This window comes from Erythrobacter colymbi (assembly GCF_002155685.1).
GTDB classification, from domain to species: Bacteria; Pseudomonadota; Alphaproteobacteria; order Sphingomonadales; family Sphingomonadaceae; genus Erythrobacter; species Erythrobacter colymbi.
Window position 1 is genome coordinate 409,297 of record NZ_MUYK01000004.1, and the last position, 18,342, is coordinate 427,638.

The window sequence follows — 18,342 nt, forward strand, 5'->3', positions numbered from 1 at the left end:
GCTCGCGCCACCCCTTGATCGTCACCCCGGACTTGATCCGGGGTCGGGCTTGCTCGCTGCTTTTGCCGGCTTCACCTTGTCGGCCCACGCTTTGATCTGACCAAGTTGGTGATGCAGCAGTGTTTGCGCCTGCTCGATGTCCGCCAGCAGTTCCAGCATCCCGACCCGCGTGATCTGACGCGGCGGCAAGCGGTTCTCCGTCTTTCCATCGAAGGTCATGTGCTGGATCACGACTCCATTGCCAGTGGCCTTGACCGTTCCGTGAGCCAGATAGGCGCGCAGTTCATAGGCGCGCTCCCACGCAGCGATCCGCGATTTGGCCACCTTGCCATGGCCGCCGAAATCATGGCGGTCGATGCAGGCCTGCAAGGCTCTGAGGCGTAAAGCGGCCGCGGGATTGCGGGCTTCCTTACCCGTCACCAGCCCCTTGGCTTCAAGGGTCCGCAGACAATCCGCCACAGAATGCTCCGCCCGCGCGAAGACCTCGAGGCAGCACCCGCGCCAGGCACAGACAGCCACGGACCAGTCGTCGAGGCCGAAGAAGCTGATCTTGCTGACATCGAAATGTACCGACATCGCAATACCATACCGCTCAAGCCCTTAAACCTTCGTCACTTTGCAGACATGGCCTCAATAAGGCGGCGCCACCTTCTCCCGCTGCGCCTTCGCCGCGGCGGTCCACCATGCCAGATCATCGGCGAACCTCGGAAACTGCCGCTCCAGCGCCTTGCCGCCATCGCCGACAGGCTCTCCCGCTTCGTCCAGCGCATCCTTCACCGGCCCGACCGCGATGGTGCTCGAGACCACCACCATCCCCATTTCGCCGAGGATGTCGCGCCATGCCAGCGCCGAGCGCACCCCGCCGAGCCGCCCGGCCGAATAGCTGGCGATAGCGGCGGGCCGCCAGAACCACTCCTCGAGGAAATGGTCGGTGAGGTTCTTGAGCCCCGGCTGCACGCTCCAGTTGTATTCGCCGACCACGAACAGGAAGGCGTCCGCCTTGCGGATCTTCTCCGCCAGCGCCGCCATCGCCTCCGGGGCCTCGCCCTCGGGGTATTCCTTGTACATCCGGTCGAGCATCGGCAGGCCCACCGCCCTGGCGTCGATCAGCTCCACATCGGCCCCGCGTGCTGCCAGCTCGCGAACGCAGTAATCGGCGAGACGGATGCCCTGCCGGTCGCGGCGGTAGGAGCCGTAGAAGACGAGGATGCGGTCGGCCATGGCAATCTCCTTCGCGCACGAGGCTAGCGCCTCTCAAAGGGCAGGGCTTGCCGAAAAGTGGCGAGCCGTGCCTGCGGCGGGATACGAGAAATTCGGGGTGGCCGCTGCGGGGTGCGGATTCTAGACCCGCTCCATGACCACCGGCACCGACACACTGACTGAAAAGGAGCGGCACACCCTGCGCCTGATCCTGCGCGGGCACGATGCCAAGTCCGCCGCGCGCGAGCTCGGCCTGTCGGTCCATACCGTCAACGAGCGGCTGCGCGATGCGCGGCGCAAGCTCGGCGTCACCAGCAGCCGCGAGGCAGCGCGGCGCTTGCTGGCAGAGGAGGGGGATGCCCCCGAGACTCCCCCCGAAACGCTGGGGGACAAGCCTTTGGGGGCTGCGACGGACGCGGCCCAGGAGGCAGAGATCACGGCGTCCGCCACCCGGCGGCGGGCAGGACCGCGTCCTGCTCTTGTCCTGATGGGAGTGACCGTGATGTCGCTTGTTCTTGCCGCCCTGTTCCTGCCCGCCTCGCCCCTGTCGGTGCTGGGCTCCGCCGCCGTGACCGAGACCGTTGCCGGGGCCGAACCCGAAGCGGGCACCCGCTCCGAGGCCGCCGCAGCCGCCACCGCCGCCGAGGCCTTCCTCGTGATGATCGACGAAAGCCGCTGGGCCGACAGCTACGCCACCACGGGGGCGGAGTTCCGCCGGCTCAACACCCTGAAGGTCTGGAGCGATGTCTCGGCCCGCCTCCGCCTGCCGCTCGGCAAGGTGTTGACCCGCGACATCGTCAGCAACGAATACGTCCCCGCCCCGCCCGCAGGCTACCGGCTGGTCAAGTTCCGCTCGGCCTATGCCAACGGCACGAGCCAGACCGAAAGCATCAGCCTCGCGTGGGAAGACGGCGCGTGGAAGGTCGCGGGGATCGTGATCGACTGAGCGCCGATGGCGGCTTATAGTGGGGCGGTAGCGAAACGGGGGTGCTTTTCGCCTACGGCGATTTCGGCGCGGATGCGCTGATGGCGCCCACCCAGAAGAAACCGTCGAAAGCTGATCGCTCGTTCGACGCATCAGTTTGTTCAAGCCTGATGAACGGTTCTGACCCCAGATCCGCCTCCCCCTTTGTGGAGTGCGGACCACATTCGATGTCCTCGGATTTTACCGGACCTTTGGTTCGATCAACGCCGGGCTTCAACAGGCAATTCCAGCTCGTTCCATCTGCATAGCGCATGTTCAACGAGATCGTCTTGCCATATTGCGAAAGACGCAGCGCCATGGGATCGAAGTCGTATCCGCCTCGACTGACTGGGGTCTTCATCGCGTGAAAATTGCCAACAAGGACAAGCACATGATCATAGGTTGGCGACGTTGATGCGGTGGCAATATTGTCAGCTTGCGCCGCTTCCCAAGGTCCTTGCCCAGTCAGGTTGGAAAATCGATCCGCTTGTTGTTCGTCTCTGAACCCGCTGAATGCGACGATGCTTAAAGGCGCGCCACTCTCCTTAACCCGGTGTAGCCGAACCAGCAGGTCAAACATCGCCGAGCTGCTGCGCCCGTCCGAGCCTTCGGCAAATAGCAAGGTGCGCAGTCGGTCCTCGAAATCATCCGAGTTCCATGCCGACTGAAGAGCCTCGTTTTCGGCTGCATCGTGCTCGATCGCCACAAGCACACGGTTGTTATCGCGTCCCAACGCACAGGCTAGCGAGCCAACGAAATTCGGCCCTTCATTGGTCCCGTGCAATTCTCCGAACACAACGAAGCGCGCATTGAGTTCAGCCACATCCGACCATCCGCGAGGTAAATCACAGTGGACGGCAGCCGGCTCCGGTTCTTCTGCCCATGCCGCGGCACCGTCTACCAAGGCAAGGGCGGATGCAAGGACAAAGAATAGCTGCTTCATGCTTTGGTCTCCCGGGCATGACGATAATGTCAGCTTTTTCAGGACATTCAACCAAGCCAATGACCGCAACGGGGTTGAGAGCTGAAGGGCAGGTCTTGGACGGAACCGGGGGCGAAGCCGTCATCCCCTCGACAGGCGCCGTGCTTTCCTGCTCCGGCGCAAGCCGGACCGCATGTTGCCTGCGGCGAAGCCGCAGGCTGACGTCGGACGGGTTCGGCTTCGCCGCCCCGCCGGCCGCCCGGCGGGCTGGCGCTGCGCGCCATCGCCTCGCAGCAGGGCTGCTCGCCTGCCCTCGCTAGTACATATGCTGCCCGCCGTTGATGCTCATCGTGGAACCAGTCATGAACCCGCCGTTCTCGCTCGTCAGGAACGCCACCCCGCGGGCGATTTCCTCGGCCATGCCGAGGCGCCCGACCGGGATCTTGGCGACGATCTTCTCGAGCACCGGAGCGGGCACCGCGGCGACCATGTCGGTGTCGATATAGCCCGGCGCGATCGCGTTCACCGTCACCCCGAACTTCGCGCCTTCCTGCGCCAAAGCCTTTGTAAAACCGTGGATTCCGCTCTTCGCGGCGGCATAGTTGACCTGCCCGTATTGCCCCGCCTGGCCGTTGATCGAGCCGATGTTGACGATCCGGCCCCAGCCCCGCTCGCGCATCCCGGGGAAGGTCGCCTTGGCCATGTTGAAGCACCCGCCGAGGTTGATCCGCAGCACCTCGTTCCAGTCGTCGTAGCTCATCTTGTGGAGCGTGCCGTCGCGGGTCACGCCGGCGTTGTTGACGACGATGTCGACCGGGCCGTGCTCCGCCTCGACCTGCGCCACCCCGGCGAGCGTCGCTTCGTGGTCGCCCACGTCCCACCTGTAGGCCGGGATGCCCGTTTCCGCCGTGAAGGCCCGGGCCTTTTCCTCATTGCCGGCGTAGTTGGCGATGACCGTGTGGCCCTGGCGCTGGAGCCGCTTGCAGATCGCCTCCCCGATTCCGCGCGTCCCTCCGGTGACGATGGCTACCCGGCCCATGATATTCTCCCCTTATGCAAACCGCTTGTCCCCGGCCAACCTAACGGTGACGTAGGGGAAGGGGAAGAACCGAATAGCTATGCTGCCGCCCCGCCCGAAAAGGCCGCGCGAAGCGCCGCTGGCGGGGGTCGAGTGCCGGGCAAGAGGGGGTCAAGACGGGTCTGGAGGGGGTCTGAAGGGGGTCTAGAGCATAGCAAAAAGGGCCTGGTTTTTGGCCAAGCCCTTCAAAACCCTGCCATTTCCCTGAAAATCAGAACTTGATCTGCGTTCCGACGTAGACCGCCTGGCTATCCTTGACCGAATTGGTCAGCGGATCGAGCCGCTCGCGCTCCTGCGAATAGCGGACGCCCGCCATCACGTTGAGGTTCTGCGAAAGGCGGAAGCTGCCGCCCACGCCGACGGTCTGCTGACCGACCGAGTCCAGCGTATTGGGCGAACGGCCCGCGATCTGGCGATCCTCGAGCTCGATCCGCGGCTGGAGGCGGCTCGGCTTGTCCGCGGCGGCGGGCGCCTGCGGCTTGAACTGGGCGAGATCGGGAACCGAAAGGTTGCGGACATTGGCCGACAGGTCGACCGTGCGCGCGAAGCTCTGGTAGCCGCGCGCCGCGCCGAGCTGGAACTTGCTGGTGTCGAGACCGGCGAGGCCGAGACCGCGGCCCGGGACCGCATCGAGGGCCTTGCGCACGCTGATCGCGCGGGCAGTGTCGTCATCCACCCGCACCGCAACGGTGACGGTGCGCTTGCCGGTCACCGGCGGAGCGCTGGCGGGGGTGAAGCGGATGCCGCGTTCGCGCGCCTTGTCGGCCACCCGCGCGGCGAGCGCCGGATCGACCGCGGCCGGCGTGAACACGCCGAGGCCGAGCGCATCGAGCGAGGCGGCGGTGCGCGCCGGGGCGACCTGCCCCGCCAGCGCGAGCCCCGCACTCGGCACAGCCAGCGCGAGGACGCCGGACATGGCGAGCAGCGGCAGCAGCTGCCCCTTCGCCTTTCTGTCCGTCTTGCGTGCCATTGCGCTTTCGTGTCCCATCCCGTTTCGGGCTATCTGCCCAAGCACCCGCCACATGAACGTTTCATGAGTCGCGTGCCTTTCCACATCTATTTGTAGATATCCCGAAATCGCTTGCAATGACCTTGCGCGGGAATCGCGGGATTCCCCTGAACCTGTGGCCCCTTGCACACAGAATGGGTGCGACTCGGGGCAATTCAGGCAAGGTAAAGCCCCGAAGGCCTCATGCATTCCTATTCCGCCCCGGCGGGCACCCCAGAGGGGGCACGCGCGCCTTCGTGCTTGCCGCCGGGGGGCTTGGAGCTATAGAGCGGGCCCGAGACATATTTTGAGGATGATCCGGCAGTGACACGCGCCAATTCCGCCACCTTCCCCCGCGTTCTGGGCCGCACCGTTTTGGGGCGCACTATGGCCTGCGCGCTGCTCGGTGCCTCGCTGATCGGCCTTTCGGCCTGTGGCGGCGGCGGGCGTCCGCGCACCGAACTGGCTGCCGCGCAGCTCAACACCATCGGGGTCAACGCCTATCTGTGGCGCGCGGCGCTCGAGACGGTCAGCTTTGCCCCGCTGCTCCAGGCGGACAGCAATGGCGGCGTGATCGTGACCGACTGGTACGCCAACCCCTCGAACCCGAACGAGCGCGTGAAGCTGACCGTGACGATCCTCGACCAGGATCTGCGCGCCGATGCCCTGCGCGTCGCGGCGAGCCGTCAGGTCAACGACAACGGTGCCTGGGTTGAAGCCCCGGTGCAGGCGGCGACGGTGCAGAAGCTCGAGGACATCATCCTCACCAAGGCCCGCGATCTGCGTCGTCAGGCGCTGGCCTCCTGAGTTTCTCCGCTTTTCACTGAAAGCCGTTCATGACTGACACTCGTGTTGATCCGTCCGCCGGAGGCGAACGGGGGCGTTTCGACCCGTCGGGCGCCCCGGCGGATCGCTTCGATCCGCAAACCGCCGACTTGCGCTGGCAGCGTGCCTGGACGGACGCGGGCACCTTCACGGCGGATTCGGACAGCCCCAAGCCCAAGAGCTACATCCTCGAGATGTTCCCCTATCCCTCGGGGCGCATCCACATGGGCCACGTGCGCAACTACACGATGGGCGACGTGCTGGCGCGCTACCAGAAGATGCGCGGGTTCGAGGTGCTCCACCCGATGGGCTGGGACGCCTTCGGGATGCCGGCGGAAAACGCCGCGATGGAAAAGGGCGTGCACCCCGGCGGCTGGACGCGCCAGAACATCGCGCAGATGAAGGCGCAGCTGCAGCGCATCGGCTTCGCACTCGACTGGACCCGCGAATTCGCCACCTGCGATCCCGAATATTACGGCCACGAACAGGCGCTGTTCCTCGATCTCTACGAGGCGGGGCTGGTCTACCGCAAGGAATCGACCGTCAACTGGGACCCGGTCGACATGACCGTGCTCGCCAACGAGCAGGTGATCGACGGCAAGGGCTGGCGGAGCGGCGCGGAGGTCGAGAAGCGCAAGCTCAACCAGTGGTTCCTCAAGATCACCGACTTTGCGGACGATCTGCTGGAGGGGCTGGGCAGCCTCGACGACTGGCCCGAGAAGGTCCGCCTGATGCAGGAGAACTGGATCGGGAAGTCGCAGGGTCTGGAATTCAGCTTCGACCTCTCCGACGGCGGCAAGCTGCCGGTCTATTCGACGCGCCCCGACACGATCTTCGGCGCGAGCTTCTGTGCTGTCGCTGCCGATCATCCGATCGCGCAGGGCTTGGCGGGTGACCCGGAGGTCGCCGCCTTCATCGACCAGTGCAAGAAGGGCGCGACCACGGCGGCAGCGCTCGAGACGGCGGAAAAGCTGGGCTACCGCACCCCGATCACCGCCAAGCACCCGTTCACCGGCGAGCCGCTGCCGGTGTTCATCGCCAATTTCGTGCTGATGGAATACGGCACCGGCGCCGTCATGGGCGTGCCGGGGCATGACCAGCGCGACTTCGAATTCGCCACCAAATACGGCCTGCCGATCGCGCGCGTCGTCGCCAGCGATCCGGCCAAGGCCGACGAGCCCTTCAAGGGCGAGGCCGAGGCGGGTGACGGGGTGATCGTCAACTCCGGTTTCCTAGACGGCATGACCGTCGAGGCTGCCAAGGCCGCCGTGATCGCGCGCGCCGAGGCCGAAGGCTGGGGCGAGGGGCGCACCGTGTGGCGCCTGCGCGACTGGGGCGTCAGCCGCCAGCGCTATTGGGGGACGCCGATCCCCTTCATCCACTGCGATGCCTGCGGCGTGGTGCCCGTCCCCAAGGACCAGCTCCCCGTGACCCTGCCCGAGGATGTCAGCTTCGACATCCCCGGCAACCCCTTGGAGCGCCACCCGACTTGGAAGCACGTCGATTGCCCCAAGTGCGGCGCGGCCGCGCGGCGCGAGACCGATACGCTCGACACCTTCGTCGACAGCTCGTGGTATTTCCTGCGCTTCGCCAGCCAGCCCGCCGACCGGCCCTTCGACCCGGAGGAAGTCGCCAAGTGGATGCCGGTGCAGCACTATATCGGCGGCATCGAGCATGCGATCCTGCACCTGCTCTACGCCCGCTTCTGGACCCGCGCGCTCGCCCACACCGGCAAGATCGCGGTGCAGGAGCCCTTCGCCGCGCTGTTCACGCAAGGCATGGTGACCCACGAGACATACTCAATACCAACCGAATTGACGGTGAATTTGGGAGAACGTGGTGCTGTCCCGGTTCAACTTACTTCTTGGCTGAGCCCCGAAGAGACCGAGGTTCGTGATGGCGTACGAGTGAGCAAACTCACTGGCACTCCCGTCGAAGTCGGCCGCGTCATCAAGATGTCGAAGTCGAAGAAGAACGTCGTCGACCCCGATGCGATCATCGCCCGCCACGGTGCGGATGCGGTGCGCTGGTTCATGCTGTCGGACTCCCCGCCCGAGCGCGACCTGCCGTGGTCCGACGCCGGAATCGAGGGTTGCGCGCGCTTCGTCCAGCGGCTGTGGCGGCTGTTCTCGGCCTACGACGCCTCGGTGACCGGCGAGGACAAGGGCCTTGAGCGCAAGACCCACCAGACCATCGCCGCGGTCGCTTCGGACATCGAGGCACTGGGCTTCAACAAGGCCGTGGCGCGCATCTACGAGCTGACCGGCGCCGTCGAGAAGGCCGCCCCCTCGGCGAGCCGCTCGGCCGCGATCCGCGCGCTGGTGCATCTTGCTGCGCCCATGATGCCGCACCTTGCCGAAGAGGCGTGGGCGAAGATGGGTGAAGGTCTGATCGCCGATGCCGCGTGGCCCACCGTCGATCCCGCGCTGCTGGTCGACGACGAGGTCACCATTGCGATCCAGCACATGGGCAAGCTGCGCGACACCGTCACCGCGCCCAAGGGGGCCTCCAAGGAAGACCTCGAGGCGCTCGCGCTGGCCTCGGCCAATCTGCAACGCTCGGTCGATGGCGCGGCGATCCGCAAGGTCATTGTCGTGCCCGACCGATTGGTGAATATCGTCACCTGATGCGGATTCTTCTCGCCCTTGCAGCCTTGCTGGCCCTCACCGCCTGCGGCCTGTCGCCGATGTATGCGGGCGGGGCCAATTCGGCCTCGGCGCAGGGGCTGGCGGCGGTCGAGATCCCGGCGATCCAGGGGCGCGGCGGTTGGCTGGTGAAGAACGCGCTCGACCAGCGGCTGGGCGTCGGGGGCAAGACTGCGCCGCAATACCGGCTCGACGTGCGCCTCGACGATTCGCTCGAGGCGCTCGGCGTCCTCAACGACGACACCATCAGCCGCGAACGCCGCATCCTGCGCGCGCGCTACCAGCTGATCGAGATCGCCACCGGCGCGGTGCTGCTCGATGCGACCGCGGGTTCGGACGCGGGGATCGACGTGGTCTCCTCCGAATACGCCACCATCGCGGCCGAGCAGAAGGCGCTGGAGAACCTCGCGCTTGAAGTGGCCGACCGGATGGCGACGCAGGTCGCGCTGACTCTCCGGGCACAGCGCCCCGCGCAGCCGTGAAGGCAACCCAGAAGGACTTCCTGCGCGGCGCTCCGGCGGGCGCGCTGCAATGCCGCATCTTCTTCTTCTGCGGCCCCGACGAGGCTGGCGCGAGCGCCGCCGCGCAGCGCATCGCCGAGGCCCTGCCCGATGCGGGTGAGCGGGTGGAGCTGGCGGGCGCCGATCTGCGCCGCGACCCCGCGCTGCTCGGCGACGAGGCGCGCTCGACCTCGCTGTTCGGCGGCAGCCGCCACATCTGGGTGCGCGCCAGCGGCGACGATGCCCATGATGCCCTGCAATTCCTGATCGAAACCGCCGAAGCGGGCGCGGGCGAGGCCGCCCCGGTGCTGGTCGTCGCCACCAGCGCCACCGACAAGTCGCGCACCGCCAAGCTGCTGGAAAAGCGCAAGGATGCGCTGGTCGCCATGTTCCATCCGCCCGATCTGTCGGCGGTTTCGCAGGCGGTGCGCGGAATGGCGGACGCGGCGGGCCTGAGGCTCGGCGGTGACCTCGCCGAACGCATCGCCCGGGCCGCCGGGCTCGACGTGCGGCTGGCGCAGTCGGAAGTCACCAAGCTCGCGCTCTATTGCGATGCCGACCCGCAGGCCCCGCGCCCCGCCACGCCCGAGGATCATGCCGCGATCGGCGCGGCCACCGAGGAGGACGGCTTTGCCCCGCTGGTCAACGCCGTGCTGGGCGGTGAGCTGGGCAAGATCGCGGGCGAGATCCGGCGGATGCGCGAGCTTGGCCTCAATCCCGTGGGCGTCGCCCTTGCGCTTGAAAGGCGCGCGGCGCAGCTGGCGCAGATCGCGGCCAAGATCGGCACCAATGGCCGCATCCCCTCGCTCGGGCAGGGCGAGAAGATGCAGCTCGGCATCTTCTTCCGCGAGGAGCGCGCGATCACCCACCAGTTCGAACGCTGGATGATGCCCGCCGCGCGGGGCAGCCGCGAGACACGGCTCGACCGGCTGATCCCGCGACTCACCGCACTGCACCGCAGCCTGCTCGCCAACAGCCAGTCAGCCGAGCTGCTGCTCGCGCAGGAGCTGGCCGAAATCGGGCGATTTGCTGCGAAGCGGTAGCAAAATGTGACAAGCTGCATTTCGCAGTCGCACAAATACAATTTTTATCTGTAATAAACCCTATGAAGTTCCACGAGGGGTCGCACCTTTGGGGGAAGGTTCACCGTGAATCGTTTGACACCTAAGCTGCTGGACGCCGTCCGGCATGAATCGGTCGAGGGCAAGGTCGCACCGTCTCTGGAGCGACGCCGCCTGCGCGCTTATGCGCTGATGCTGCTGACCGATGCCACGCTGTTCAACGCCTGCTTCGCGCTCGCCGCGCTGTTGTGGGAAGGCCGCTGGGCCGAGCCGCGCGCCATGCTCGCTGCACAGGCGATGCTGCCGGTGTATTTCACCATCGCGCTCTACAACGGCAGCTACGGGCTGAAAGCGCTCGGCAGCTGGGTCTTCGGCTCGCGTCAGGCGCTCACCGCGCTGGTGATCTCGGCGGCGCTGATCAACTTCCTCGGCTTCTACACAAAGTCCAACGGCGATTTCTCGCGCGCGGTGGTGACCCTCGGGATGGTGTTCACCGCGGTGCTGCTGGTGGCCGGACGCCGCCTGATGGCGATGGTCATCGCGCATCGCTGGGGCGGCCGCGTGAGCAACCGGCTGGTGATCGACGACGGCGGTTCGGGCTTCCCGTTCGAGGGGGCAGAGCGCATCTCGGCAGCCGAATACAATCTCGATCCCTCCAGCCACGATCCCTTCATGCTCGACCGGCTCGGCAAGCTGCTGCGCAACCAGGATCAGGTGGTGGTCAGCTGCCCGCGCGAGCGGCGGCAGGACTGGGCCTTCCTGCTCAAGAGCGCGGGCGTCTATGGCGAGATCGTCAGCGAACCCGCGCACGAGCTGGGCGCGGTGGGCGTGCACCGCTACGACGCGCTCGACCGGACGACCCTGGTGGTCTCGACCGGCCCGCTCGGCCTGCGCGCCCGCATCCTGAAGCGCGGCTTCGATGTCGCTGTGGCCGGTTCGGCGCTGATCGCGCTGTCGCCGCTGCTGCTGGTGGTGGCGCTGCTGATCAAGCTCGAGGATGGCGGCCCGGTGCTGTTCGTCCAGCGGCGGCTGGGCCGCGGCAACCAGTTCTTCGACATGTTCAAGTTCCGCTCGATGCGCGAGGAGAAGCTCGATCACAACGGCGAGCGTTCGGCCTCGCGCGATGATGACCGCGTCACCCGCATCGGCGCCTTCATCCGCCGCACCAGCATCGACGAGCTGCCGCAGATCATCAACGTGCTGAAGGGCGACATGTCGATCGTCGGCCCGCGCCCGCATGCGCTCGGCAGCCGGGCGAACAACAAGTATTTCTGGGACATCGACCGCAAGTACTGGCAGCGCCACTGCCTCAAGCCGGGCCTCACCGGCCTTGCGCAGGTACGCGGCCACCGCGGCGCCACCGCGGTCGAGAAGGACCTGACCGACCGCCTGCAGTCCGACCTCGAATATATCGCGGGCTGGTCGCTGCGGCGCGATATCGGGATCGTGTTCCGCACCGCGATGGTGCTGCGCCACGAGAACGCGTTCTAGGACGCCTCGTCCGCTCTAGTTCTGCTTGTCGCGCTGGGGCACGTTGAAGGTGCCCGTCACCCGGCCCCGGCCCGAAGGCGCGCCGGGGGCCGCCGCGCTCCCGCCCGATGCGCTGCCGTCGACCGTGGAGATGCCGCTGTCGAGGTCGATCACCAGACGTCCGCCGTTGAGCGTATCGCTCCCGCGCCGCAGCGCGACATTGCCCGCCATGGTGATGATGCGGCGTTCGAGATCATAGATCGCATTGTCGCCGCTCGCGCGTTCGTCGCCGCGGGTGACGACCACGCTGCCGGTGGCGGTGATGCGCTGGATTTCGAGGCTGCCGACATCGGTGAAGCTCACCAGCATCCGGTCGGACTGGACGCGCAGCCCTGCCTGGGTGACGATCACGCCGCCCGTGGCGATGCCCTGGTTGGCCTTGTCGTTGAGCACGAACTTGCCCGCGTCATAGGTCACCGGCGCGCGGGTATCGTGGCGGGCGAGGCCCTGCGCGGCGAGGTTCATGCCGCCGGCCAGCGCGGCGGTGATCGCGAAGCCGCCGATCCCCCAGACAAGGGCGAGGCGCGCGATAGGCGTGCGGGCTTTGGCGGTGGCTTCGGGCATCACGGTGTCCTCAACTGGCCGGGAATCATGGTGAAGCGGGCATTGCCCTCGAGCGTGATGGTGCGCTCCCCGAGGTCCGCGCGCAAGCTGTTGGCGGAGAAGGTTCCGGCGGGCACCTGCCCCGAGACGCCCTCGTCGCCGCGCATGGTGCGGCTCTTCAAGTCGACCGACACGCCGCTCGCGGTCATCGCGTAGCCGTCGGACGCGGTGAGGCGCACCGGGCCGTCGACTGCGACGGTCTCCTTGTCGATGTCATAGACCCCGCCATCGGCGCTGAGGCGCGCGGGCCCTTCGGCGAGCAGCAGCTGGGCGACCAGCGATTTCATCCGCACCAGCCCCTCCGCGCCCGAACGCTGCACCGCCTCGCCCGCCAGCAGCGAGAAGGGGCGGCCCTGGTTGTCGCGCCCGCGATACATCGCGTTGTCGACCGAAAGGCGCTCGTTGATCAGCGCGACCTTGTTGCGATCGAGCAGGAAGCTGACCTCGCCGCGCGGGCTAAGCGGCGTGATGATCATCAGCGCCGCGATCACCCCCACGCCCATCGGCAGCGCGCGGGCAAGGAAGCGCACCAGCTTGTCATGCGAGCCGCCGGGCGCAGCGAAATGCTGCCGCCGGCTGCGCAGCGCGCGTGCCTCACTGGTTTCGATTGCCTGTTCCGGGGCCATGATGGGGGTGTGCCGCCTGCAACCTTACATGTGGCTGAAGATGTCGCTCTCGGCCCAGCCGGCGATGTCGAGCAGCGCCCGCGTCGGCAGGAAATCGAAGCACGCCTGCGCGATGGCGGTGCGCCCCTCGCGCTCCAGCCGCACGGTCAGCTCGTCCCGCAGCCGGTGGAGGTAGCGCACGTCCGAGGCGGCATAATCGCGCTGCGGATCGCTCAGCACCGGCCCGCCCCAGTCCGAGGACTGCTGCTGCTTGGAGATGCTCTCGCCCAGCAGTTCTTCGACGAGGTTCTTGAGGCCGTGGCGGTCGGTATAGGTGCGGGTCAGCTTGCTCGCGATCTTGGTGCAGAACACCGGCCCGGCCATGACGCCGAGGTAGTAGTGGATCGCGGCGAGATCGAAGCGGGCGAAGTGGTAGATCTTCTGGCGCGAGGGATCGGCGAGGATCGCCTTGAGGTTGGGCGCGTCGTACGAACTGCCCGGATTGAACCGCACCAGATGCTCGTCGCCGCTGCCGTCGGAAATCTGCACCACGCACAGCCGGTCACGATGGGTGACGAGGCCCATCGTCTCGGTGTCGATCGCGAGCGCGCTGGCGCCGGTCAGGACGCCGGCGGGAAGGTCTTCTTCGTGGAAATGAACAGCCATGGGCCGAAGCCCTACGCGCATTGGGGAAAGAGGGGAAGGGGGAGGTGGCCTGATGCGCTGGCCTGCCTTACCCCTCGGCCCATGTCCGAAACCCTCCCCGAAAGCTGGCGGCCCGTTCTGGAGCCCGTGCTCGCGACCCCCGAGGCGAGGAAGCTCGGCGGGTGGCTGAAGGCCGAGGAGGCGGCGGGCAAGCAGGTCTACCCGCCGCGCGGGACGCGGCTCGCGGCGCTTGCCCTAACTCCGCTCGAGGAGGTGCGCTGCGTTATCCTCGGGCAGGACCCTTACCACGGGCCGGGGCAGGCGCATGGCCTCGCCTTCTCGGTGCAAGCCGGGGTGAAGCCGCCGCCGAGCCTCGTGAACATCTACAAGGAGCTGGAGGCCGACCTCGGCCTTCCCCGCCCGCAGACCGGCGATCTGACGCCGTGGGCGCGGCAGGGCGTGCTGCTGCTCAACAACACGCTGACGGTCGAGGCGGGTCAGGCGGGGAGCCATGCCGGGCGCGGGTGGGATGCGATCACCGATGCGGCGGTGGCGGCGGTCGCGGCGCGGAATGAGCCGACGGTGTTCATCCTGTGGGGCAGCCACGCGAAGAAGAAGGCGAGCCGCGTGCCCGCCCTCGCGCGCAATTCCCATCATCTGATAGTCGCCTCGGCCCACCCCAGCCCGCTATCGGCCCACAACGGCTTCTTCGGCTCGCGCCCCTTCAGCCAGACAAATGAATTTTTGGAGCGGCACGGGCGCGGAAGCATCGATTGGGCGCTTTAGTTTTCGGCCACCTTTGGTGGCGCAGACCTCCCGCCCCGCCTCCCCACCCGGCCACCATAACGTAGTGGTACTATTGGTGGCCGGGTGGGGAGGCGGGGCGGGAGGTCTGCGGTTCGCGCCAGCGAACCCGCCAAACAAGGAGAATGGAATGGCTGACGACGTGATCCTGCTCGACGTGGACGGCGCGGTGGCGACCGTCACCTTGAACCGCCCGCAGGCGATGAATGCGCTGAACCGCGCCCTGCGCAAGCGCCTCGCCGAGGTGATGCGCGCGGTTGATGCCGACGATGATGTCCGCGCGGTGATCCTCACCGGCGCGGGCGAGCGGGCCTTCACCGCCGGGCTCGATCTGAAGGAACTCGGCAGCGAGGAAGGCGCCTTGGGCAGCGCCAATGCCACCGACCCCGCCGACAATCCGGTCAAAGCCATCGAGCTTTGCAGGAAGCCCGTGATCGGGGCGATCAACGGTGTCGCGATCACCGGCGGCTTCGAAGTCGCGCTCGCCTGCGACGTGCTCATCGCCAGCACCAACGCCCGCTTCGCCGACACCCATGCGCGGGTCGGGATCGTGCCAGGCTGGGGCCTATCGCAGAAGCTCTCCCGCATGATCGGCATCAGCCGCGCCAAGGAACTCGCCTTCACCGGCAATTTCCTCGACGCCGCGACGGCGCACAGCTGGGGTCTCGTGAACCACGTGACCGCGCCGGAGGACCTGCTCCCCCTCGCCCGCAAGCTTGCCGCCGACATGGCGAGCATCGACCCCGCCTTCCTCGCCAATTACAAGCGCCTGATCGACGATGGCTATGCCGCGAGCTTCGGCGAGGGGCTGGCGCTGGAAGCGACACGTTCCTCTGCCGCCAATTCCGCCGTTGCTCCCGAGGAAGTCGAAGCCCGCCGCGCCGCCGTGCAGGAGCGGGGCCGCGGCCAAGGCTGACAGCGGCGCAGCACTTTCGAAAGATACCCGCGCTAAGGCTGCGGGCGATGACACAGGCCCGTGCCCCCCGACAGGTCGTGCCGCCGCGCTTCTTCGTGACGGTGGCTCTGCCCTTCGCCGTCCCGGCGCTGGTGACGATTGTGCTGATTGTCACCGTGGGCGAAAGCTGGCCGCGCAATCTTCCGCCCGGATCGGGGCTCAAGCTCGCGGGCTTCCTCGCGACCGCACTCACCGCGCTCCATGTGTGGCGCTACGCCACCCGTGACCTTGCCGATGTCCGTGTGCGCAAGGCCGCCGCGCTGTTGTGCGGTGTGACCGCGCTGATGGGCTGGCCGGTGTGGAGCGTCGGCGTCATGCCGAGCGTCAACGGGTCGCGCCTCGGCGAGGCGCAGACCGTGCGGATGGTGCTCGAACGGACCGAGACCACCACGGTCAGCCGCAGCGACAGGCTCAACCACTGGGCATGGCTGCGGCCCGAGACGCCCGCAACGCCGCTTCAGGCCGGACGCTATTTCGTCCCCGAAGGCATCTACCAGTCGTGGTCGAGCACGCAGCCCGCCACGGTCGAGGTGACCCTTTCCAAGGGCGCGCTGGGGGCCGTGGTGGTCACCGGCTTCGCGCCCGGCCAGACCACCGGCCAAACCCCCCGATAGCGCCCTACTCCGCCACGCGGTTCGCGCGCATTTCCTGCCCGGCCTGCTTGAGCACCGCGGCGTTCGCGGGGCCTTCCTCGCCCTCGAACACCAGAATGGCGTCGACCTCCTCGACCCGGAACTCGCCCGCGCCGATGGGGGTGAGCGTCACCGGCGGCTGGCCGGTCAGCTCGGCGATCAGCCCGCCCCCGGGGCCGAAGGCGATGGTGAGCGTCGCAGGCCCGAGCGCATAGCGCCCGGCATAGCGTTCCAGCACTGCGCGCGGCACGTCGATGGCGGCGGCCTCGGGCGGGATCGGGCCGAGGCGCTTGCCGGTCTGCACTTCATTCTCGCCATCGGGCATGAAGTCCATCACCGGCGTGCCGTCCTCCGCACGGCGCAGGCGGAACCACGAGAGCGTGCGCGATCCGTAGAAGAAACGGCCCTCGCCCGCGGGCCAGACCTGCATCGGGCCGCCGCCCTGACGCTGGGCGTAGAAAGCGCCGTCCTTGAAGAAGAACCGCCGCTCCCCGCCCTCGGCAACGGGATAGATCCCGAAGAAGGGCTCGTAGTCGGCCGGATCGGCCTCCTGCGCGGTGAAGGCGGGGTAGGGATCGCCGATGGCCGCCGCCGCGATCCGGCGCATGGCGACGCCGGGGCCGGTCTGCGGGCTGTCGCTGTTGGTGAAGACAGCGACGAACAGATCGGCCGAGGGCACATAGATGCTGTCGGTCGAGAAGCCGTTGATCCCTCCGCCGTGGCCGATGGCGGGCTGCCCGCGCAGCGGATCGAGCGCAAGGCCGAAGCCGTAGGAGTGGGTCTTGCCGTCGGTCGTGGTGCCCGGCGCGATCATCAGCGCGTAGTGGCCTGCGTCGACCACCTTGCCGTGGTGCAGCGCCTGTGCCCACTTGGCGAGGTCGCCGACCGTCCCGATCAGCGCGCCCGCGGCATGGGGGATGCTCATGTGGATCGGCGAGGCGATCTCGGCGGCGGCAGTGGCCTCGCCGCTGTAACCCTCGGCCATCTTCGGCGTATCCTCGCCGCCCACGCCGTAGCGGATCGTGGCGAGGCCGAGCGGGCCGGTGATCCGCTCCTCGAGCGCCTGGTGCCACGGCTTGCCCGTCACCTGCTCGATGATCGCGCCGAGCAGGACGTAGCCCGAATTGTTGTACTCCCACGCCTCGCCCGGCTTGTGGGGCGAGGGCTGGTCGCGGAACCATGCGATCAGCTCGGCGGTGGTGCGGGGCTTCGCGATGTTCTCGGGCGCCATCGCGCCGGGCATGGAGGTGTAGGACTGGATGCCGCTGGTGTGCTGGAGCAGCTGGCGCACGGTCGCCGCGCTGCCGGGCTGCGGGTAATCGGGGAAGAACTTGGCAAGCGGATCGTCGAGCGAGAGCTTGCCCTCCTGCGCGAGCTGCACGATCATCGCCGCTGCGAACTGCTTGGTGATCGAGCCGAGGCGGAACACGGTGTCGGGCGTGATCGCGGTGCCGCCCGCGAGATCGGCCATGCCGCGCGCGCCGGTGTAGATCACCTTGCCGCCGCGCATCACGACCACTGCCGCGCCCGGTCCGTCGGCCGGATAGCTCTCGGCCAGCACCGCCTCGGCGATTGTCGCGATCTCCGCGGCCGAGGGGGCTTGCGAGGACGTGGCCGCCGCATCCGGGCTCTGCGCGGCCGCCGCCCCCGCCGCCGCCCCCGCCATCGTCATCGCCAGCACCGCCAGCGCACTCGCGCCCGTTTTCAGAACCTTGCGCATGATCAACTCTCCCTGAAGTCAGGGGCAGGTGTATTGCTGTATTAAGTCACCATGTCAAGAATGACGCGCGGCCCGGGCGCGGAGGGCCGGGATTGGGTGGAAGCTGCCAACATCCTCCCCGTCGCCCCGTGCCTGACACGGGGCTTGGCTTTTCTTCCTCCGCGTTCGCAGCGATACCCGACACATGATGAAGGGCGGCTGGGTCTACATAATGGCGAACCGCTATCGCGGCGGGATGTATGTCGGCGTGACCGCCGATGCGATCGACCGCGTCTATCAGCACCGCACAGGCACGGGTTCGCGCCATGTCGCCGATTTTGCCAAGACGCGGCTCGTCTATGTCGAACACCACGACACCATCGAAGGCGCTATCGCCCGCGAGAAGCTCATCAAGAAGTGGCGGCGCGAATGGAAGTTCGCGCTGATCGAGGCGGCCAATCCCGACTGGGACGATCTCTGGGAGCAATGGTTCGCACCCGATACTGAGCAGAAGTAGCCAAGCCCCGTGTCGAGCACGGGGCGACGGGGTGACGAGCGGGGAATGTGTGGCGGCGTTTTCCTACACCCTCGCCAGCCGCTACGATGCGCCCGGCTCTTTCCCATTGTCCTGTCCGGCCTGCGAGGCCGTTTGCCACCACAGGCGCATCTTTCGCCCGCGCCCTCGT

General features: G+C 67.4%; 19 protein-coding genes. 10 read left to right on the plus strand and 9 right to left on the minus strand.

Annotation, left to right across the window (positions count from 1 at the left end; genetic code table 11):
• Nucleotides 1–21 precede the first annotated feature (21 nt).
• Both BZF57_RS11650 and BZF57_RS11655 read right to left on the minus strand, forming a co-directional pair.
• Nucleotides 22–576 (minus strand): hypothetical protein, encoded by a 555-nt coding sequence (locus tag BZF57_RS11650; RefSeq protein ID WP_086737947.1) that lies wholly within the window; start codon nucleotides 574–576, stop codon nucleotides 22–24.
• A 54-nt stretch (nucleotides 577–630) separates the two neighbouring features.
• Nucleotides 631–1,221: an NADPH-dependent FMN reductase gene (locus BZF57_RS11655; RefSeq protein WP_086737949.1), complete on the minus strand. Its 591-nt coding sequence runs from the start codon at nucleotides 1,219–1,221 to the stop codon at nucleotides 631–633.
• Between the two features lie 133 nt (nucleotides 1,222–1,354).
• Here BZF57_RS11655 and BZF57_RS11660 point away from each other — a divergent pair, with 133 nt between their 5' ends.
• Complete coding sequence (locus BZF57_RS11660) at nucleotides 1,355–2,146, plus strand: helix-turn-helix domain-containing protein (RefSeq protein ID WP_086737951.1); 792 nt, start codon at nucleotides 1,355–1,357, stop codon at nucleotides 2,144–2,146.
• Between the two features lie 52 nt (nucleotides 2,147–2,198).
• Here the strand turns inward: BZF57_RS11660 and BZF57_RS11665 are convergent, their stop codons facing one another.
• The 3 genes from BZF57_RS11665 to BZF57_RS11675 form a co-directional block, all read right to left on the minus strand.
• Nucleotides 2,199–3,107 (minus strand): hypothetical protein, encoded by a 909-nt coding sequence (locus tag BZF57_RS11665; RefSeq protein ID WP_086737952.1) that lies wholly within the window; start codon nucleotides 3,105–3,107, stop codon nucleotides 2,199–2,201.
• A gap of 295 nt (nucleotides 3,108–3,402) precedes the next feature.
• Nucleotides 3,403–4,125, minus strand: a complete 723-nt coding sequence (phbB, locus tag BZF57_RS11670) for an acetoacetyl-CoA reductase (RefSeq protein WP_086737954.1) — start codon at nucleotides 4,123–4,125, stop codon at nucleotides 3,403–3,405.
• Nucleotides 4,126–4,375: 250 nt separating this feature from the next.
• On the minus strand, nucleotides 4,376–5,134 hold the full coding sequence (locus BZF57_RS11675) for a hypothetical protein (protein ID WP_086737956.1): 759 nt from the start codon (nucleotides 5,132–5,134) through the stop codon (nucleotides 4,376–4,378).
• A gap of 405 nt (nucleotides 5,135–5,539) precedes the next feature.
• Here BZF57_RS11675 and BZF57_RS11680 point away from each other — a divergent pair, with 405 nt between their 5' ends.
• The 5 genes from BZF57_RS11680 to BZF57_RS21635 all read left to right on the plus strand — a co-directional run bounded on the left by BZF57_RS11680 (nucleotide 5,540) and on the right by BZF57_RS21635 (nucleotide 11,674).
• Nucleotides 5,540–5,959 carry a DUF3576 domain-containing protein gene (locus BZF57_RS11680; protein ID WP_086737959.1) on the plus strand — a complete coding sequence of 140 codons (420 nt, stop codon included), beginning with the start codon at nucleotides 5,540–5,542 and terminating at the stop codon, nucleotides 5,957–5,959.
• 29 nt (nucleotides 5,960–5,988) lie between these two features.
• Complete coding sequence (gene leuS / locus BZF57_RS11685) at nucleotides 5,989–8,604, plus strand: leucine--tRNA ligase (protein WP_240505952.1); 2,616 nt, start codon at nucleotides 5,989–5,991, stop codon at nucleotides 8,602–8,604.
• The gene (gene lptE, locus BZF57_RS11690; RefSeq protein ID WP_086737961.1) at nucleotides 8,604–9,104 is read left to right on the plus strand and encodes an LPS assembly lipoprotein LptE; all 501 of its coding nucleotides are present in this window, start codon (nucleotides 8,604–8,606) and stop codon (nucleotides 9,102–9,104) included. Before leuS ends, lptE begins: the two co-directional genes overlap by 1 nt.
• A complete protein-coding gene (locus BZF57_RS11695) occupies nucleotides 9,101–10,165 on the plus strand; it encodes a DNA polymerase III subunit delta (RefSeq protein ID WP_169712962.1) in 1,065 nt (354 codons plus the stop codon). The genes lptE and BZF57_RS11695 overlap by 4 nt, the downstream gene beginning before the upstream one ends.
• Nucleotides 10,166–10,270: 105 nt before the next feature.
• Entirely contained in the window at nucleotides 10,271–11,674 is a 1,404-nt protein-coding gene (locus BZF57_RS21635; RefSeq protein WP_240505953.1) for a sugar transferase, read from the plus strand.
• A gap of 15 nt (nucleotides 11,675–11,689) precedes the next feature.
• On the opposite strand, the gene BZF57_RS11705 is transcribed toward BZF57_RS21635, so the two are convergent.
• The 3 genes from BZF57_RS11705 to BZF57_RS11715 are packed head-to-tail and all read right to left on the minus strand — an operon-like array spanning nucleotide 11,690 to nucleotide 13,587.
• On the minus strand, nucleotides 11,690–12,277 hold the full coding sequence (locus tag BZF57_RS11705) for an LptA/OstA family protein (protein ID WP_086737963.1): 588 nt from the start codon (nucleotides 12,275–12,277) through the stop codon (nucleotides 11,690–11,692).
• Nucleotides 12,277–12,942, minus strand: coding sequence for an LPS export ABC transporter periplasmic protein LptC (lptC, locus tag BZF57_RS11710; RefSeq protein WP_086737965.1), 666 nt, complete (start codon nucleotides 12,940–12,942; stop codon nucleotides 12,277–12,279). The genes BZF57_RS11705 and lptC overlap by 1 nt, the downstream gene beginning before the upstream one ends.
• A gap of 24 nt (nucleotides 12,943–12,966) precedes the next feature.
• Entirely contained in the window at nucleotides 12,967–13,587 is a 621-nt protein-coding gene (locus BZF57_RS11715; RefSeq protein WP_086737967.1) for a ribonuclease D, read from the minus strand.
• An 81-nt stretch (nucleotides 13,588–13,668) separates the two neighbouring features.
• Here BZF57_RS11715 and ung point away from each other — a divergent pair, with 81 nt between their 5' ends.
• From ung to BZF57_RS11730, 3 genes are all read left to right on the plus strand, one after another.
• Nucleotides 13,669–14,352, plus strand: a complete 684-nt coding sequence (ung, locus tag BZF57_RS11720; RefSeq protein ID WP_086737969.1) for a uracil-DNA glycosylase — start codon at nucleotides 13,669–13,671, stop codon at nucleotides 14,350–14,352.
• A 148-nt stretch (nucleotides 14,353–14,500) separates the two neighbouring features.
• On the plus strand, nucleotides 14,501–15,286 hold the full coding sequence (locus BZF57_RS11725) for an enoyl-CoA hydratase (RefSeq protein ID WP_086737971.1): 786 nt from the start codon (nucleotides 14,501–14,503) through the stop codon (nucleotides 15,284–15,286).
• A gap of 47 nt (nucleotides 15,287–15,333) precedes the next feature.
• A complete protein-coding gene (locus BZF57_RS11730) occupies nucleotides 15,334–15,939 on the plus strand; it encodes a hypothetical protein (protein WP_086737973.1) in 606 nt (201 codons plus the stop codon).
• Between the two features lie 4 nt (nucleotides 15,940–15,943).
• Here the strand turns inward: BZF57_RS11730 and BZF57_RS11735 are convergent, their stop codons facing one another.
• Complete coding sequence (locus BZF57_RS11735; RefSeq protein WP_086737975.1) at nucleotides 15,944–17,677, minus strand: serine hydrolase domain-containing protein; 1,734 nt, start codon at nucleotides 17,675–17,677, stop codon at nucleotides 15,944–15,946.
• A gap of 187 nt (nucleotides 17,678–17,864) precedes the next feature.
• On the opposite strand from BZF57_RS11735, the gene BZF57_RS11740 reads away from it, so the two are divergent.
• The gene (locus BZF57_RS11740; protein WP_086738074.1) at nucleotides 17,865–18,173 is read left to right on the plus strand and encodes a GIY-YIG nuclease family protein; all 309 of its coding nucleotides are present in this window, start codon (nucleotides 17,865–17,867) and stop codon (nucleotides 18,171–18,173) included.
• Nucleotides 18,174–18,342 lie beyond the last annotated feature (169 nt).

Excerpts from the sequence above, each read along its gene's own strand:
- ung (WP_086737969.1), top strand. The coding sequence starts at position 13,669 with ATGTCCGAAACCCTCCCCGAAAGCTGGCGGCCCGTTCTGGAGCCCGTG.
- BZF57_RS11725 (WP_086737971.1), top strand. The coding sequence starts at position 14,501 with ATGGCTGACGACGTGATCCTGCTCGACGTGGACGGCGCGGTGGCGACC.
- BZF57_RS11730 (WP_086737973.1), top strand. The coding sequence starts at position 15,334 with ATGACACAGGCCCGTGCCCCCCGACAGGTCGTGCCGCCGCGCTTCTTC.
- BZF57_RS11660 (WP_086737951.1), top strand. The coding sequence starts at position 1,355 with ATGACCACCGGCACCGACACACTGACTGAAAAGGAGCGGCACACCCTG.
- BZF57_RS11735 (WP_086737975.1), bottom strand. The coding sequence starts at position 17,677 with ATGCGCAAGGTTCTGAAAACGGGCGCGAGTGCGCTGGCGGTGCTGGCG.
- BZF57_RS11655 (WP_086737949.1), bottom strand. The coding sequence starts at position 1,221 with ATGGCCGACCGCATCCTCGTCTTCTACGGCTCCTACCGCCGCGACCGG.
- BZF57_RS11740 (WP_086738074.1), top strand. The coding sequence starts at position 17,865 with ATGAAGGGCGGCTGGGTCTACATAATGGCGAACCGCTATCGCGGCGGG.
- BZF57_RS11680 (WP_086737959.1), top strand. The coding sequence starts at position 5,540 with ATGGCCTGCGCGCTGCTCGGTGCCTCGCTGATCGGCCTTTCGGCCTGT.
- BZF57_RS11675 (WP_086737956.1), bottom strand. The coding sequence starts at position 5,134 with ATGGCACGCAAGACGGACAGAAAGGCGAAGGGGCAGCTGCTGCCGCTG.
- BZF57_RS11705 (WP_086737963.1), bottom strand. The coding sequence starts at position 12,277 with ATGCCCGAAGCCACCGCCAAAGCCCGCACGCCTATCGCGCGCCTCGCC.
- BZF57_RS11715 (WP_086737967.1), bottom strand. The coding sequence starts at position 13,587 with ATGGCTGTTCATTTCCACGAAGAAGACCTTCCCGCCGGCGTCCTGACC.
- BZF57_RS11650 (WP_086737947.1), bottom strand. The coding sequence starts at position 576 with ATGTCGGTACATTTCGATGTCAGCAAGATCAGCTTCTTCGGCCTCGAC.
- phbB (WP_086737954.1), bottom strand. The coding sequence starts at position 4,125 with ATGGGCCGGGTAGCCATCGTCACCGGAGGGACGCGCGGAATCGGGGAG.
- lptE (WP_086737961.1), top strand. The coding sequence starts at position 8,604 with ATGCGGATTCTTCTCGCCCTTGCAGCCTTGCTGGCCCTCACCGCCTGC.
- leuS (WP_240505952.1), top strand. The coding sequence starts at position 5,989 with ATGACTGACACTCGTGTTGATCCGTCCGCCGGAGGCGAACGGGGGCGT.
- lptC (WP_086737965.1), bottom strand. The coding sequence starts at position 12,942 with ATGGCCCCGGAACAGGCAATCGAAACCAGTGAGGCACGCGCGCTGCGC.
- BZF57_RS11665 (WP_086737952.1), bottom strand. The coding sequence starts at position 3,107 with ATGAAGCAGCTATTCTTTGTCCTTGCATCCGCCCTTGCCTTGGTAGAC.